14 protein-coding genes and 1 pseudogene are annotated in these 15,827 nt (G+C 30.6%); 9 read left to right on the top strand and 6 right to left on the bottom strand.

Going from position 1 to position 15,827, the window contains the following annotated elements:
* From DIS07_RS00660 to DIS07_RS00640, 5 genes and pseudogenes are all read right to left on the bottom strand, one after another.
* Window positions 1–1,250, bottom strand: a pseudogene (locus DIS07_RS00660) (TCR/Tet family MFS transporter).
* A 40-nt stretch (window positions 1,251–1,290) separates the two neighbouring features.
* Window positions 1,291–1,890, bottom strand: coding sequence for a CopD family protein (locus DIS07_RS00655; RefSeq protein WP_109403291.1), 600 nt, complete (start codon window positions 1,888–1,890; stop codon window positions 1,291–1,293).
* A 124-nt stretch (window positions 1,891–2,014) separates the two neighbouring features.
* Window positions 2,015–3,034: a ferrochelatase gene (hemH, locus tag DIS07_RS00650; RefSeq protein ID WP_109403290.1), complete on the bottom strand. Its 1,020-nt coding sequence runs from the start codon at window positions 3,032–3,034 to the stop codon at window positions 2,015–2,017.
* 110 nt (window positions 3,035–3,144) lie between these two features.
* On the bottom strand, window positions 3,145–3,660 hold the full coding sequence (locus DIS07_RS00645) for a TrmH family RNA methyltransferase (RefSeq protein WP_109403289.1): 516 nt from the start codon (window positions 3,658–3,660) through the stop codon (window positions 3,145–3,147).
* Between the two features lie 64 nt (window positions 3,661–3,724).
* On the bottom strand, window positions 3,725–4,609 hold the full coding sequence (locus DIS07_RS00640) for a helix-turn-helix transcriptional regulator (RefSeq protein ID WP_109403288.1): 885 nt from the start codon (window positions 4,607–4,609) through the stop codon (window positions 3,725–3,727).
* A gap of 205 nt (window positions 4,610–4,814) precedes the next feature.
* Here DIS07_RS00640 and hemA point away from each other — a divergent pair, with 205 nt between their 5' ends.
* From hemA to hemF, 9 genes are all read left to right on the top strand, one after another.
* The gene (gene hemA, locus DIS07_RS00635; RefSeq protein ID WP_109403287.1) at window positions 4,815–6,050 is read left to right on the top strand and encodes a glutamyl-tRNA reductase; all 1,236 of its coding nucleotides are present in this window, start codon (window positions 4,815–4,817) and stop codon (window positions 6,048–6,050) included.
* 10 nt (window positions 6,051–6,060) lie between these two features.
* Window positions 6,061–7,650 (top strand): hydroxymethylbilane synthase, encoded by a 1,590-nt coding sequence (gene hemC / locus DIS07_RS00630; RefSeq protein WP_109403286.1) that lies wholly within the window; start codon window positions 6,061–6,063, stop codon window positions 7,648–7,650.
* A gap of 4 nt (window positions 7,651–7,654) precedes the next feature.
* A complete protein-coding gene (gene hemB / locus DIS07_RS00625; RefSeq protein ID WP_109403285.1) occupies window positions 7,655–8,617 on the top strand; it encodes a porphobilinogen synthase in 963 nt (320 codons plus the stop codon).
* Between the two features lie 61 nt (window positions 8,618–8,678).
* A complete protein-coding gene (gene hemL / locus DIS07_RS00620) occupies window positions 8,679–9,971 on the top strand; it encodes a glutamate-1-semialdehyde 2,1-aminomutase (RefSeq protein WP_109403284.1) in 1,293 nt (430 codons plus the stop codon).
* A gap of 24 nt (window positions 9,972–9,995) precedes the next feature.
* Entirely contained in the window at window positions 9,996–10,352 is a 357-nt protein-coding gene (locus DIS07_RS00615; protein WP_109403283.1) for a four helix bundle protein, read from the top strand.
* Between the two features lie 44 nt (window positions 10,353–10,396).
* Window positions 10,397–11,422 (top strand): uroporphyrinogen decarboxylase, encoded by a 1,026-nt coding sequence (gene hemE, locus DIS07_RS00610; protein ID WP_109403282.1) that lies wholly within the window; start codon window positions 10,397–10,399, stop codon window positions 11,420–11,422.
* Between the two features lie 131 nt (window positions 11,423–11,553).
* Entirely contained in the window at window positions 11,554–12,300 is a 747-nt protein-coding gene (locus DIS07_RS00605; RefSeq protein WP_109403281.1) for an EI24 domain-containing protein, read from the top strand.
* Window positions 12,300–12,839, top strand: coding sequence for a GNAT family N-acetyltransferase (locus DIS07_RS00600; protein ID WP_109403280.1), 540 nt, complete (start codon window positions 12,300–12,302; stop codon window positions 12,837–12,839). The genes DIS07_RS00605 and DIS07_RS00600 overlap by 1 nt, the downstream gene beginning before the upstream one ends.
* Window positions 12,829–13,731: an oxygen-dependent coproporphyrinogen oxidase gene (gene hemF, locus DIS07_RS00595; protein ID WP_109403279.1), complete on the top strand. Its 903-nt coding sequence runs from the start codon at window positions 12,829–12,831 to the stop codon at window positions 13,729–13,731. The genes DIS07_RS00600 and hemF overlap by 11 nt, the downstream gene beginning before the upstream one ends.
* On the opposite strand, the gene DIS07_RS00590 is transcribed toward hemF, so the two are convergent.
* Window positions 13,728–15,608, bottom strand: a complete 1,881-nt coding sequence (locus DIS07_RS00590; protein WP_109403278.1) for a tetratricopeptide repeat protein — start codon at window positions 15,606–15,608, stop codon at window positions 13,728–13,730. The genes hemF and DIS07_RS00590 overlap by 4 nt on opposite strands.
* Window positions 15,609–15,827: the final 219 nt, after the last annotated feature.

The raw sequence follows: 15,827 nt of genomic DNA, 5'->3' as shown, positions 1-15,827 counted from the left end.
TTATTCCTCTTTCAAAACAACAGTCTTACTGGTTTTAACTTTATGCTTTTTAAAAGAATAAAAAGCCATAAAAGCACTGATTATCATTAAGATGGCAGCTAATAAAAATGGTGCACCGGCAAACTCAAAAGGAGCATCTTCTTTTGTAAAGTAGTAGAAAATACCTGTCATTACTGGAGGGCCAACTATTGCAGAAGCGCTCATTAAACTGGTTAATGTACCTTGAATTTCTCCTTGTTCTGTATTGGGTACTTGTATAGAAATTACGGCTTGTAATGCAGGTCCTGCAATTCCGCCCAAACAATAAGGAATTAAAAAGACAAACATCATCCAACTGTCTGTGGCAAATGCAAATAATAGCATTCCTAAACTGTAAAAAAGAAGCCTACATAAATACTTTTTTCGTTTCCTAATCTTGGATTTATCCATCGTATTAAAACACCTTGAACGAGTGCAACACAGAGTCCAATCATACCTAAAGAAAGTCCAACCATTTTTTCATCCCAATTAAATTTATACATTGAGAAAAAACTCCAATTGCTTTGAATGGCGTGAGAAGCCACATATAAAATAAACATTGATAAAACCAATCCAATCAGTTTTGGGTATTTTTTTAAGCCTATAAAACTCCCAACAGGATTCGCTCTTTTAATATCAAACGCTCTTCTTTTCTCTTTAGATAAAGATTCTGGAAGAATAAAATAACCGTATAAGAAGTTTATAAAACATAAAACGGCAGTTGCATAAAACGGAACTCTTGAACCATATTGTCCTAATAAACCACCAATTACAGGGCCAATAATAAAACCTAAGCCAAAGGCAGCACCAATCATTCCAAAGTTTTTGGCTCTGTTTTCTGGTGTGCTAATATCTGCAATATATGCCGATGCAGTAGTAATGCTAGCTCCTGTAATTCCTGCAATAATTCGTCCAATAAATAACCAAGTAATTGTTGGTGCTAAAGCCAATAAAATGTAGTCTAAAGTAAATGCGAAAAGAGAAATTAAAATAATAGGTCTTCTTCCGTATTTATCACTTAAATTTCCAACAACAGGCGCAAAAACAAATTGTGTAATGGCATAAGCAAATGTTAACCAACCTCCAACTTTTGCAGCTTCACTAATATCACCTTGAATGAGTTCTTCTATTAAACCTGGAAGTACAGGAATTATAATTCCCCAGCCAATTACATCAATTAGCATTGTAACAAAAATGAAACCTAAAGCAGCTTGCTTTTTATTTTTTTTCATTGGATAATTTGAACCATCAAATAAATGAAATATTTGTCAGTTATTCTTCTTTAGAGATTGTTTTGTCTGTATTTTCTAAAACTTCTTTCTCAGCTTTTTCCCAAGATTTCTTTTCTCGTATTTTTTTGTAAAGTCTGATACCTAACATCAATAAAACACCAAAAAGAATAATACCAATAACGCCCCATATCCAATTGATAGCACTTTGTAAGGTTACTAAAAAGACTACAGCAAATAGAATGATAGTGGCAACCTCATTCCAAATTCTAAGTTGTAAAGCTGAATATTTTATGACATCATTTTGCAATTGTTTGTAAATTCTTTGACAAGAATAATGGTAAAAATATAAGGCTAAAACAAAAGCGAGTTTTACGTGCATCCAAGGTTCTGATAAATAATAAGGATTTTTATATAACATCCAAAAAGCAAAAAAACTAGCTAAAATTGCTGATGGCCAAGTGATAATATACCACAAACGTTTGCTCATTAGTTTAAACTGAGTTTGTAATATTTTTTTATCTGGTTGTGGTTTTTTCTCTGCTTCTACGTGATAAATAAACAAGCGAATAATATAAAATAAACCTGCAAACCAAGTAATTACAAAGATGACGTGTAAAGCTTTTACATATAAAAAATCCATATTGTTGTATTAAATTTCAAAGTTGAGATTTCTTGACTTCCCTCGAAATGACTTTCGTTAAAAATTTCATTTTTGCTAACTGCTAACTGCTAACTGCTAACTGCTAACTGCTAACTGCTAACTGCTAACTGCTAACTTCCCAGTCTTTAATCCATCCTTTCATAACATCTACCCAATCATCATTATCATTCATACAAGGTATGTGTTTGTAATCAGTTCCTCCAGCTTCTAAAAAATCTTCTTTTCCTTCCATCGCAATTTCTTCTAAAGTTTCTAAACAATCAGAAACAAAAGCAGGAGTAATAACCGCTAATTTTTTCTTTCCTTCTTTTGGAAATTTTTCCAACTCAAAATCAGTGTAAGGTTTTAACCAAGGGTCTTTTAACAAACGAGATTGAAACGAGTTGCTATACGTTCCTTCTTTTAGGTTTAGCGTTTTGGCAATTTCTTTTGTTGTTTCAAAACATTGATGTCTGTAACAAGTATGATGTGCTACTGAGTTACGCTCACAACATGAACCATCAATTTTACAATGACTTTTTGTTGGGTCAGATTTTTTGATATGACGTTCAGGAATTCCGTGATAAGAAAACAATATATGATCGTAATCAAATCCTTTTAAATGATTCGCAATATTTGCGCTCATTGCTTTGATATAATCTGGCTCATTATAAAAAGGAGGCAAAGTATCTAAAGTCACATCTGGATAATGTTCTGCTAAAATTTCTTCAGCTTTGGTTACCACAGTTTCGTAAGATGACATTGCATAATGTGGGTACAAAGGCGCTAAAAAGATTTCTGTAACACCTTTATCGACCAAATTTTTGATACCTTTTTCCATAGACATAGAACCATAACGCATTGCCAATTCTATTGGAGTATCGATTTTTTGTTTTAGTTTTTCAGTAAAACGCTCAGAAATCACCACAAGAGGAGAACCCTCATCCCACCAAATTTTTTTATAGGCTGCTGCTGATTTTTTTGGTCTAAAATTTAATATGATTCCTTTAATTAGAATGTAACGTTTCCAATACGGAATATCGATAACGCGTTCATCCATTAAGAATTCATCTAAATATGTTTTTACATCTTTTAAGTCTGTAGAATCTGGTGATCCTAAATTGTTTAATAAAACTCCTTTCATTTTTATGCTGAATTTATTTTCAGTATTTTTTTTATTTTGCTTACTGCTTACTGCTTACTGCTTACTGCTTACTGCTTACTGCTTACTGCTTACTACTTACTGCTTACTACTTACTGCTTACTACTTACTGCTAACTGATTTGTAACCTCATACAAAGTTATTGCTAAACTATGAATTACATTCATTGATGAATTTCTACCATACATTGGTATGGCAATCGTTTCATCTACTAAATTTATATTTTCAATTCCATTACGTTCACTACCCAAAAGTAAGACGATTTTCTCGTGATTTTTAAAATTAAAATCTTGAATATTGATGCTTTTATCAGTAATTTCTATTCCGATAATTGTATTGCCTTCTTCTTTAAGTTTGGTTATTATTTCCTCAAAATTTACATAAGAATCATGTTCAATTTGATTAATTGTATTTCTAGCGGTATTAATTACTTTTCTGTTATCTATAGATGGAGAACTTTCGTGAAAATAGATTTTTTCTACACCAAAACTTTCAGAAATACGGAAACACATTCCTATATTTTCAGGAGTTCTAATAGCGTCACAAACAATAGTTATAGGAAACTTCTTTTGTGAGTTTTCGATATCGTAATGGGTAAGTTGTTTCAATTTTTTATTTTTCTTCTAACTTCTAACTTCTAACTTCTAACTTCTAACTTCTAACTTCTAACTTCTAATTTTGTAAACTCATTATATATTTCTTGGGTGTAGTGCCAAATTTCTTTTTAAAAGCCGCAATAAAATGGCTAGAAGTACTGTACCCAACTTTTGTTCCAACTTCATTTACATTAAACTGGTTACTCTCTAGTAATCTTCTGGCGTGTTCCATTTTGTAATCAAACAAAAAACTGTACACAGTATCTCCGTAAATTTGCTTAAAACCTTCTTTTAGTTTTTTAATATTTAAACCAATTTCGTTTGCTAATTCTTGTAAACTAGGTGGTTCTGCCATTCTATCAATAATAATTTCTTTCGCTTTTCTAATTTTTAAAACATTTTGTTCATCCACTAAAAACGGACAATATTCACCTTCTACGTTTTCATCTTGCTGAAAATGTAGGCTCAACAATTCATAAACCTTACCTTTTACATACAATTCTCTAATGGAACTATTGATGTTTGAGTTGATAATTTGTTGTAAAACAATAGAAACAGTAGGTTTTATTTCGGTATCATCATAGTATTTTCTGTTGCTGTTTTCATCGCTTAAAAAAGGAATATATCCAGATTCTTTAGAAAATAAAGAGTGAAATTTTTCAATAGAAATTAATAAAGAAACTAATGTTGTTTTGGGTTGATTTTCTAAGTGAATAGGTAATGTTCTTTGCGGATTGTATAATAAAATAGATCTATTATCTAAAACATCAAAAGAATAGGTTCCGTTGTTGAATAGAAATTTAGAATTTCCTCTCAAACAAAAATGAATTTGAATAAATGTGCTATTAATGTCTCTTTCAAAAATCTGTACTTCTTTGCTTTCATTCTGAAAATGAAGTACATAAAACCCATCTTCTAAATCAATTTGCTCTAAAGTACTTTTGCCGACATTTTTAAACATGTTATTTTGATAAATTTAATTTGTTTTTATTTAGAATGATTCTATATAGCGAAATGAAAAAACCTTACTACTGTTGCAAACATAAGGGATTTTAAAGTTTTTTTAGTTAAAAACTATCTAAAAAACATCTAACGTTATAAAAAGTACTTTAAGCGACATTTTTTTTTAAATGAAGTTTTTATTTTTGACCAACTTTTACAATAACATGCAAGAGGATAGGCAAGAGCACTTTTACAATATTGGGGTTAGTTACAAAAAAGCAGATGCTAACACACGTGGAAAATTTTCTTTATCAAAAGAAAATCAAAAAGCATTATTGGTACTTGCCAAAGAAAAAGGCTTTCAAGGAATTTTTGTTTTATCAACTTGTAACAGAACTGAAATTTCTGGTTTTGCAGAAAGACCTTGCCAATTAATAGAACTTTTATGTGAATTTTCTGAAGGCACAATTCAAGAATTTGCAAAAGTTTCTTTTGTTTACAAAGGGCAAGAAGCAATTAACCATTTATTTAGAATAGGTACTGGTTTAGAAAGTCAGATTTTAGGAGATTACGAAATTGTAGGTCAATTAAGACAATCGTTTAAAATGGCTAAATCTTTAAATACGACTAATGCGTATTCCGAAAGATTGGTAAATAGCGTTCTACATGCTAGTAAGAGAGTTAAGAACGAAACGAAATTAAGTTCAGGAACTACTTCTGTTTCTTATGCAGCTGTGCAATATATCATCAAAAATTTACCAGATTATAATTCAAAAAATATTTTAGTTTTTGGATTGGGTAAAATGGGAAAACATACTTGTAAGAACTTAGCTGAATATACTCAGAATAAGTCAGTTTGTTTAATAAATAGAACTGAAGAAAAAGCTACTGAATTTGTAAAAGAGCACCAATCAATTAGAAAATCTACTATAGAAAATTTAACTAAAGAAATTAATAAAGCGGATGTTTTAATTGTTTCTACTGGTTCTGATAAACCTACTATTACTACAAAACATATTTCTGAAAACAAAGAATTATTGATATTAGATTTATCTATGCCAGAAAATGTAGATAAACAGGTAGCAGATTTAAAAAGTGTTTTTTTGGTGAATGTTGATGAGCTTTCTAAGATTACTGATGAAACTTTAGCGGTTCGTCAACAAGAAGTGCCTTTAGCAGAAAAAATTATTGAAACGCATAAAGCTGAATTTAACGATTGGTTAAATCACAGAAGATTTACACCTGCAATAGCAGCTTTAAAGCAATCTTTAGAAAATATAAAAAACGACGAAATCAATTTCCAAAAGAAAAAAATTACTGATTTTGATGAAAATCAAGCAGAAATTTTAACAAATCGTTTTATCCAAAAAATAACTACACAATTTGTGAAACACTTAAAAGATGAAGAAACATCAGTTTCACAAAGCCTTCAAGTAATTCATAAGGTTTTTCAATCTTAACCAAAAATCAATGCAAAAAACCATAAGAATAGGAACTCGCGATAGCCAATTAGCGCTTTGGCAAGCAAATAAAGTACGCAAAGAATTAGCAGAATTAGGGTATGAATCTGAAATTGTTCCTATAAAATCTACGGGTGATATTGTTTTAGATAAACCTTTATATGAACTTGGAATTACAGGGATTTTTACCAAGAATTTAGATATTGCAATGCTAAATGGCGATATTGATATTGCTGTGCATTCTTTAAAAGATGTACCAACTGTTTTACCAGAAGGTATTATTCAAGGCGCAGTTTTAAAGCGTGCAAATTATACTGACTTACTAGTTTTAAAAGATACTGAAGAATTTTTCGGACAACCAGGAGGTGTAATTGCTACTGGTAGTTTGCGTAGAAAAGCAATGTGGCTGAACCGTTATCCAACACATAAAGTAGTTGATTTAAGGGGAAATGTAAATACACGTCTGCAAAAATTAGAAGATAATGATTGGAATGGAGCTGTATTTGCAGCAGCGGGTTTAGAAAGATTAGGATTAAGAAATAAAGGAGCAATTCCATTAACTTGGATGATTCCTGCTCCAGCTCAAGGAGCAATTATGGTGGCTTGCTTAGAAAAAGATCAATTTGCAATTGATGCTTGTGAGCAGTTAAATCATTATGAAACACAAGTTTGTGTTGGAATTGAAAGAGAGTTTTTGAATCAATTAGAAGGAGGTTGTACAGCTCCAATTGGTGCTCTAGCTTATGTTGATGAAAAAACTGAGGAAATCAACTTTAAAGGAGTTTTACTAAAAAAAGACGGTTCAAAGAAAATTACAGTAACCAAAACTGCTAAAATGGGACGTCATCGTTTTTTAGCAAAAGATTGTGCAGATTATGTAATTAATAGAGGAGGAAAAGAGATGATGTTGGCAGATATGGAAGGTGAATCTCCTGTGAGTCAAAAAGTATATTCTACTAAAAAATTATCTGAAGCTCAAAAAAAAGTATTACCAAATAGCATTGGTATAGAAGATAGCGATTTTATTAAAATTAGATTTAATAGAATTCCACCAAAGGTGATGAAAAACGAGTTAGAAAACGTAATCATTACTAGTCAAAATGGAGTAGAAGCTATTTTAAATTCTTTTACCAAGGATGAATTGAACTTCAAGAATATTTATTGTGTTGGTAGAAGAACAAAAAAACTAATTGAAAACAGAATTGGTAAAGTAACTCACGTTGCAAAAAACGCAAAGAAATTAGCTGAATATTTATCTAAAGAATTAGAAAATAAAGAAGTAACCTATTTTTGTAGTGATGTACGCTTAGATATCTTACCTGCTTATTTGCAAACACACGAAATTATAGTAAACGAAGTAGAGGCTTATAAAACTATGTTAAGTCCTGATAAAATTGATGATTCAGTTTCAGGAGTTTTGTTTTATAGTCCATCTGGTATTGAGAGTTATTTAAAAGAAAATAATACTGAAAAAATTGCTTTTTGTATTGGTGAAACCACTGCAAAAGAAGCAAGAAAACATTTTGATAACGTACAAGTTGCCAATTTGCCAAGTGTAGATTCAGTTTTAGAATTGGTAATGAATCATTTTAATTCATAAGAAAATGTTCAGAACAAGAAGATTAAGAAAATCAGAAGGAATTAGAAGATTGGTTAGAGAAACCAAATTATCTGTAGATGATTTTATTTATCCTCTTTTTATTGAAGAAGGAGAAAATATCAAAACAGAAATTGTTTCTATGCCTGGGATTCATCGTTTTTCTTTGGATAGGATTTCTGAAGAATTAGAGGAAGTTGTAACGTTAAATATTCCTGCTGTTTTATTATTCGGTATTCCTTCAGACAAAGATGAAGAAGGCACAGAAACTTGGAATGATAACGGAATTATGCAACAAGCAATTCGTTTTATCAAAAAGAATTATCCAAGTTTATATGTGATTACAGATGTTTGTTTTTGCGAATATACTTCTCACGGACATTGTGGAATTATTCACGAGAATGATGTAGATAATGATGCAACATTAGTAAATATTGCAAAACAAGTAATTTCGCATGCAAAAGCAGGAGTAGATATGGTGGCTCCATCAGGAATGATGGATGGAACCATAGATATGATTCGTCAATCTTTAGACAATACAGGTTTTGTAAACTTGCCAATTATGGCGTATTCTGTAAAATATGCCTCTGCTTTTTATGGTCCATTTAGAGATGCAGCAGATTCTGCACCTACTTTTGGAGATAGAAGAACCTATCAAATGGATCCTTCAAATAGAGATGAAGGAATGCGTGAAGCCACTTTTGACGACCAAGAAGGCGCAGACATTTTAATGGTAAAACCAGCATTGTCGTATTTAGATATCATTAGAGATTTAAAAAATAATTTTGACAGACCAATTGCATGTTATAATGTTAGTGGAGAATATGCAATGGTAAAAGCAGCAGCTGAAAAAGGTTGGATTGATGGAGAAAGAGTGATGATGGAAAGTTTATTATCCATGAAAAGAGCAGGAGCAGATATTATTATCACTTATTTTGCTAAGGAAGCTGCTAAAATTTTAAACAAATAGATTTAGCGTTTTGCTGTCAGCAATTGCTAATAGCTAAAAGCTAATTACTAAAAGCTATAAAATGAAATTCAAAAAATCACAAAAATTATATAATAAAGGTTTAGTAAATCTAGTAGGAGCAGTAAATTCTCCTGTAAGAGCATTTTCTTCTGTGGGTGGAAATCCATTGTTTATTAAAAAAGCAAAAGGAAGTACAATAACAGATGTAGATGGAAATGAGTATGTAGATTTGGTATTGTCTTATGGACCAATGATTTTAGGTCATCGTCATAAAAAAGTAGAAAAAGCTGCTAAAAAAGCATTAAAAAATGGCTATTCTTTTGGAGCATCTACAGAAAACGAAATCAAATTAGCAAAAATCGTTTGTGATGCTTTTCCAGGTATGGATAAAGTCCGTTTTGTAAACTCAGGTACAGAAGCTGTTTTAAGTGGAATTCGTTTGGCAAGAGCCTTTACAGGTAAAGATAAAATTATTAAATTTTCGGGTTGTTATCACGGACATCAAGATGCCTTATTAGTAGCTGCAGGTTCTGGATTAGCAACTTTAAGTTTACCAGGATCAAAAGGTGTACCTGAAGGTGCAGTAAAAAACACTTTAATCGCAGAATACAATAATTTAGAAAGTGTAAAAGCACATTTTGAGAAATTCGATGATATTGCAGGAGTAATTATTGAACCTGTAGGTGGAAATATGGGAGTTGTAATTCCGCAAAACGATTTTTTAAAAGACTTAAAAGAGTTAGCTCACAAAAACGGAGCGGTTTTAATTGCAGATGAAGTAATGACAGGTTTCCGTTCTAAATTTGGAGGAGCGCAAGAAGTGTTAGGTGTTGAGGCAGATATTACTTGTTTAGGTAAGGTTATTGGTGGAGGTTTTCCAGTAGGAGCTTATGGAGCAAGAAATGAAATTATGGAAAATGTGGCGCCTCTTGGAGGAATGTATCAAGCAGGAACTTTAAGTGGAAACCCAATTGCAATGGCAGGAGGGATATCAACATTAACCGAGTTGAAAAAGCAAAATCCTTATGATAAGTTTGAAGAAATAGGGTCAATTATAGAAGTAATTTTATTAGAAACAGCAAAAAAATACAATATAGATTTATCGGTAAATAGATTTGGTTCTATGCTGAATCCATTTTTTACCAAAACCAAAGTCACTAATTTTGAAGAAGCACAAACTTCTGATACAGAAAAATTTGCAGTGTTCTTTTGGGAAATGATTAAAAACGGAGTTTTCTTACCTCCATCACAATTTGAAGCTTGGTTTTTGTCATCGGCTTTAAAAGATAAGGATATTAAAAAAATAGCAGACGCAACTGACAAAGCGATGCAAAAGGTAGCTGATAGCTTTTAGCCTTTTGCTATTAGAGAAGAAATAATGAGAAATTTTAGAAATTTATTGATTTGGAAACAGGGAATTTTACTTGTTAAAGAAATTTATAAAATAGCTCAAAAATTACCTTCTGACGAGAAATTTGGGTTAATAAGTCAAATCACTAGAGCAGCTGTTTCTATTCCATCAAATATTGCAGAGGGCTCAAGTAGAAATAGTGAAATTGAATTTAAAAGGTTTTTAGAAGTTGCAATGGGTTCTCTATTTGAGGTGGAAACTCAACTTATAATAATTCAAGAATTAGAATTAATTAAATCAGAAGAATTAGAAATCATTTTTGAACTTATAGCAAAAGAGGGAAAGATGATTAACGGATTAATAAATACGATAAAGAATAGCTAAAAGCCAAAGCCAAAAGCTAAAAGCCGATAGCCAAAAGCTATATAATGATAAAAAACGATTTATTTTTAAGAGCATTAAAAGGAGAAACAGTAGACAGACCACCAGTTTGGATGATGCGTCAAGCAGGACGTTATTTGCCAGAATTTATGGAAATCAAACATAAATACGATTTCTTTACACGTTGTCAAACTCCAGAATTAGCTTCAGAAATTACAGTACAACCTATCAGAAGATATGGAATGGATGCCGCCATTTTATTTTCTGATATTTTGGTAATTCCGCAAGCAATGAATATTGAAGTGGAAATGAAACCAAATTTTGGTCCATATTTACCAAATCCAATTCGTTCTCAAAAGGATTTAGACTCAGTAATTATTCCTGATATTCAAGATTCTTTAGGCTATGTAATGGACGCCATAAAAGCTACTAAAGAAAAACTAAATGATGAAATTCCGTTAATAGGTTTTGCAGGTTCACCTTGGACAATCTTATGCTATTGTGTACAAGGTCAAGGCTCTAAAAACTTTGATAAAGCCAAAGAATTGTGTTTTACAAATCCGGTTATAGCACATAGTTTATTGCAAAAAATTACAGACACTACTATTGCCTATTTAAAAGCAAAAGTTGAGGCTGGGGTAAATGCAGTTCAGGTTTTCGATTCTTGGGGAGGTATGTTGTCTCCAACAGATTATCAAGAATTTTCTTGGCAATACATTCAGCAAATTATTGATGCATTAAAAGATGAAACTCCAGTAATTGCATTCGGAAAAGGATGTTGGTTTGCACTTGGCGATATGGCAAAATCAGGAGCTTCTGCTTTAGGTGTAGATTGGACGTGTTCAGCAAGAAATGCACGTTATTTATCAGGAGGAAGAATTACGTTGCAAGGTAATTTCGATCCTTCACGTTTGTTATCTCCACCATCAGAAATTAAAAAAATGGTGCATCAAATGATTAACGATTTCGGAAAAGATAGATATATTGTAAATTTAGGTCACGGAATTTTACCAAACATTCCACTAGACAATGCAAAGGCATTTGTAGATGCTGTAAAAGAATATAAAAGTTAATCTCACTTCGAGTGATTTTGGTAACAAAATAATATCGAGAAGTTGGGCGTTCCCTAAAGGTCGTGCTTTCGCAAGTCGCTCTTTTCAAGGAGCTCCAACAAATGCTCAATCACTAACGCAAGCCAACGTAAATGATTAAAGACATACTTTCAGGAATTCAAGCATACGCAGGTGCTTTTGGTTTAATATCTAAACTAAAGCTCTGGAAATACTTTGCGATTCCAATGATAATTAGTGTGCTAACAGCAACTATTATTGGTTTTACAGCGTATGGATTGTCAGATAATATAGGTGTCTTTCTCGCAAAAATTTGGATTTGGGATTGGGGTAAAGAAACTGTAACTACAATTACTTCTTTTGTTGGAGGTTTGGTGGTTTTAATTATAGGCTTAATCCTTTATAAACACATTATTTTAGCGTTGTCTGCACCTTTTATGAGTCCTGTTTCCGAGAAAATAGAAGTACATATTAATGGAAATTTGCAGCATACGCATAGAAAAACATCTTTTCAAGAACAATTGGTTAGAGGAATTCGAATTAGTATTCGAAATTTGAGTAAAGAATTATTGGTAACCATTCCTATTTTATTGCTAAAGTTTATTCCGTTAGTAAATATATTTTCTACCATTTTATTGTTTGTAGTGCAGTCTTATTATGCTGGTTTTGGAAATATGGATTATACTTTAGAACGTCATTTAAAATACAAAGAAAGTATCGATTTTGTAGGTAGAAATAAAGGTTTTTCTATCGGAAACGGAATTGTTTTTATGTTGTGTTTATTAGTTCCTGTTATCGGAATTATTGTAGTTTTACCACTTTCTGTAACAGCTGCATCAGTTAAAACGGTAGTGCTTTTAAATCAGCAAAAAGAAGCTTAATGATTGCAAATTTAGGAACACACGAATTACATTTACTTCAAGAAAAAGACTTTTGGAAGATCTGTAATTTTATGGTTGCTAACCAAGATCGATTTAAAACCTATTTTCCATCCACTTTAGCACAAAATCTAACTCCAGATTTGTCTACAAGATTTGTCAAAGAAAAGACGAGAAATATTCTAGAGAAAGAAGAATTTGTTTTTGTTCTAAAAAATACTGAAGACAGAACCATAGATGGTATTTTTTATATAAAAGAAATTGATTGGAAAAAAATGCAAGGAGAATTGGCTTACGCAATTGGTTATCAAATAGAAGGAAAAGGTTTTACAACAAAAGTGGTAAAAGCATTGACCAAATATTCTTTTGAAGTTTTAAAACTCAAAACACTCCAGATTATTACAAATAAAACGAATATTAGTAGTGTTAAAGTTGCTGAAAATTGTAATTTTAATTGGATTAAAACATTACATAAATCATTCACTCCTCCAGGTTCTGAGTCCTTAGATATGGAGCTTTACGAAATTTACAATGAAAGATAAATTTTACAATTACATAGAAAATCTTCAAGATACAATTACTTCAACACTAGAAAAAGTAGATGGTGAGGCAAAATTTCAAGAAGATATTTGGAAAAGAGCAGAAGGTGGAGGAGGTAGAACCAGAGTTATTGAAAATGGTAAAGTTTTTGAAAAAGGAGGCGTAAATATTTCTGCTGTTCACGGAGAATTACCAGAAGTTTTAAGAAATCAATTTAAAGTTAAAGAAGGTAATTTTTTTGCTTGTGGATTGAGTTTAGTTTTGCATCCAAAGAATCCATTAGTGCCTACTGTGCACGCAAATTGGCGTTATTTTGAAATGTATGATGATGCAGGAAATATTGTTACCCAATGGTTTGGTGGTGGTCAAGATTTAACGCCTTATTATTTGTTTGATGAGGATGCAATTCATTTTCATTCGGTTTGCAAATCTGCTTGTGACAAACATCATTCTGAATTTTATCCAAAATTTAAAGAAACCTGTGATAACTATTTTTGGAACGCTCACAGAAATGAAGCACGAGGAATTGGAGGTTTATTTTTCGATTATCTAAAAGAAACTGATGAGTTCTCAATGGAAGATAGATTCAATTTTGTAACTGAAGTTGGTAATAGTTTTTTAGAAAGTTATGTGCCTATTGTTGAAAAAAGAAAAGAAATTGAATTCACAAAAGAAAACAAAGATTGGCAAGAAGTAAGAAGAGGGCGTTATGTAGAATTCAATTTAGTGCATGATAGAGGAACTCTTTTTGGTTTAAAAACCAATGGAAGAATAGAAAGTATTTTAATGAGTTTACCACCCATTGTACAATGGAAATATAATCATTCTCCAACAGAAAATTCTGAAGAAGAAAGATTGCTTAAAGTTTTAGCGCATCCTAAAGATTGGGTTTAAAGGGTGTTTAAGTAACTATTTAAATCTTGTTCTTTATGTAAACCTAATTTTTTCTTTAATCTATATTTTGATTTTAGTACACTCTCCGGTAGCACATTAAACATTGAAGCTATTTCTTTTGTAGATAAATTCATTCTTAAAAAAGAAGCTAATCGAATTTCTTTTTCAGTAATATTTTTAGCCAATGACTTAATTTTTTCATCAAAATTATTATGAACTTCAGAAAAATAAGATTTGAAAACTTCCCAATCTTTATCCTCAGCACTTTCTTTTTTAAGCAGTAAAACTAATCGTCTAAACTCTACTTTAAATAATTCTGGAGATTTTTTTATTCTTTCTAAATTTTCTTTTAATTCTTGGATAAATGTGTTTTTCTGAACTAAGTGTAATGTTTGACTTGTTAGTTCTTTTTTCTTAAATTCTAACTTCTGTTTTAAAATTGCTTCTTGCTTTTCTTGTTCAATCTTATTTTTTTTAATTCGTTGCTTAAATCCAAAATAAATTAATCCTGAAATAGCTAAAAAAGAAAACATTCCAATTCCAAATAGCGTTTTTGTTAGCTTATCATTTTTGGCTTGTGCATTTAAAGTCTTTATTTCTTCTTCTTTTAACGCAATTTCATTTTCTTTTTTTGAGGTTTCATAGATTATTTGCAATTCTTCAATTTCTCTTGATCTAGAATTAAAGTCTATTTTTCTTGATGTTTCAGTAATTAATTTTTGATACTTAAGTTCCTCTCTTAAATTACCAAGTTTTTTATAAATATTTGCATATAAATTATAAGATATTAACTGCATAACAGAACCTTGGGTGTTATTATATTTAGATGTAAACTCTTTAGCATGTTTTAAAGCTTCTTTTGGATTATTTAATTCTATATAAGAATCTCCAATTCTAATTAAGTTTTCAGCAATACTTTTAGGATTGTTAAATAATCTAGAAATCTCTAAACTCTTATTTAAATTTTTTATAGCTACTTTATATTGTTTTTTATGGTAATTTACGAGACCTTTAGTTTTATAAGCAATCATAAGCATATATTGGTCTTTCAGTTTTTCTAATTCAGGAATTGCTTCATTTAAAAGTAGTTGAGATTTATTAAAATTATATACATTATTCTCATACATAGAAGCTAACAATACCATTTCTTGATATTGACTTCTTTTAAAACCTTTTTCTTTTGATTTTTTAATTACTTTCTTATAAATTTTTTCAGCATTAATTGTGTCTTTCATTAAAGAATAACATTGAGCAAGACTTCCAAAACCTTTGTTTATGTAAAATTCATCGTTTATATCCTCAGCAATTTCTATAGATTTCATTAAGTTTTTTCTTGCTAACTTATAGTAACCTTGCATAAACCATAAACGAAATTTATTTGAATATACTTTGGTTAATCCTGAAGAGTCTTTGGCTTTAGTATAATTTACTAAAGCACTATCTAAATATTTTTTAGCTTTTTTATATTCAGATAAATCAGTTTTATCTACAGCAATATTTAAATATGCTGTTCCCATTTTGCTGTTGTTTTTTTGTTTTTTGAAATAGAATAGAGCCTTCTTGCTAAATTTTGTAGCTTCATTAAGCTTACTCATATAACCATATGATGTGCCTTTTTTCATATATCCATCAGCTAAGATATATTCGTTGTTTGTAGTTTTACCTAATTCTACCAATTTGTTTGCATATTCAAGCGATTTTGGTGTGTTAGAATTAACAAACTCTTTCCAAATTTTTAGAAGGATATCTGCTTTTAAAGAATCATTTTTTTCTGTTAATAAAGCATTATTTAAACTATCTACTCTCTTCTTATTTTGACTATAAGAAAGTAGACTTACACAAAATAAAAATGTTAAAAGTAGTCTGTTTTTTTTCATCTCGGAAGTTTTTATACAACTACTAATGTAATGAATATTATATAATTCCTGAGTTACGGATTATCAACTGTCTATAATTATTAATTAGGATTAAAATTGCATTAATCAGTATAATTCACTAAAAATCAATTATTTAAGTTAAGTTAATTTTGATTTTAAATATGGTTTTTGTCCATGTGAAACTTTGTATGTCCATACTTTGTCCATGCTAAAAGTTAG

Source organism: Polaribacter aquimarinus (genome assembly GCF_003129485.1).
In the GTDB taxonomy this organism is placed as follows: domain Bacteria; phylum Bacteroidota; class Bacteroidia; order Flavobacteriales; family Flavobacteriaceae; genus Polaribacter; species Polaribacter aquimarinus.
The sequence above is the reverse complement of the archived record's forward strand: the minus strand, read 5'-3'. Positions and strand labels throughout refer to the sequence as shown.

Excerpts from the sequence above, each read along its gene's own strand:
- DIS07_RS00655 (WP_109403291.1), bottom strand. The coding sequence starts at position 1,890 with ATGGATTTTTTATATGTAAAAGCTTTACACGTCATCTTTGTAATTACT.
- hemH (WP_109403290.1), bottom strand. The coding sequence starts at position 3,034 with ATGAAAGGAGTTTTATTAAACAATTTAGGATCACCAGATTCTACAGAC.
- DIS07_RS00640 (WP_109403288.1), bottom strand. The coding sequence starts at position 4,609 with ATGTTTAAAAATGTCGGCAAAAGTACTTTAGAGCAAATTGATTTAGAA.
- hemA (WP_109403287.1), top strand. The coding sequence starts at position 4,815 with ATGCAAGAGGATAGGCAAGAGCACTTTTACAATATTGGGGTTAGTTAC.
- hemC (WP_109403286.1), top strand. The coding sequence starts at position 6,061 with ATGCAAAAAACCATAAGAATAGGAACTCGCGATAGCCAATTAGCGCTT.
- hemB (WP_109403285.1), top strand. The coding sequence starts at position 7,655 with ATGTTCAGAACAAGAAGATTAAGAAAATCAGAAGGAATTAGAAGATTG.
- hemL (WP_109403284.1), top strand. The coding sequence starts at position 8,679 with ATGAAATTCAAAAAATCACAAAAATTATATAATAAAGGTTTAGTAAAT.
- DIS07_RS00615 (WP_109403283.1), top strand. The coding sequence starts at position 9,996 with ATGAGAAATTTTAGAAATTTATTGATTTGGAAACAGGGAATTTTACTT.
- hemE (WP_109403282.1), top strand. The coding sequence starts at position 10,397 with ATGATAAAAAACGATTTATTTTTAAGAGCATTAAAAGGAGAAACAGTA.
- DIS07_RS00605 (WP_109403281.1), top strand. The coding sequence starts at position 11,554 with ATGATTAAAGACATACTTTCAGGAATTCAAGCATACGCAGGTGCTTTT.
- DIS07_RS00600 (WP_109403280.1), top strand. The coding sequence starts at position 12,300 with ATGATTGCAAATTTAGGAACACACGAATTACATTTACTTCAAGAAAAA.
- hemF (WP_109403279.1), top strand. The coding sequence starts at position 12,829 with ATGAAAGATAAATTTTACAATTACATAGAAAATCTTCAAGATACAATT.
- DIS07_RS00590 (WP_109403278.1), bottom strand. The coding sequence starts at position 15,608 with ATGAAAAAAAACAGACTACTTTTAACATTTTTATTTTGTGTAAGTCTA.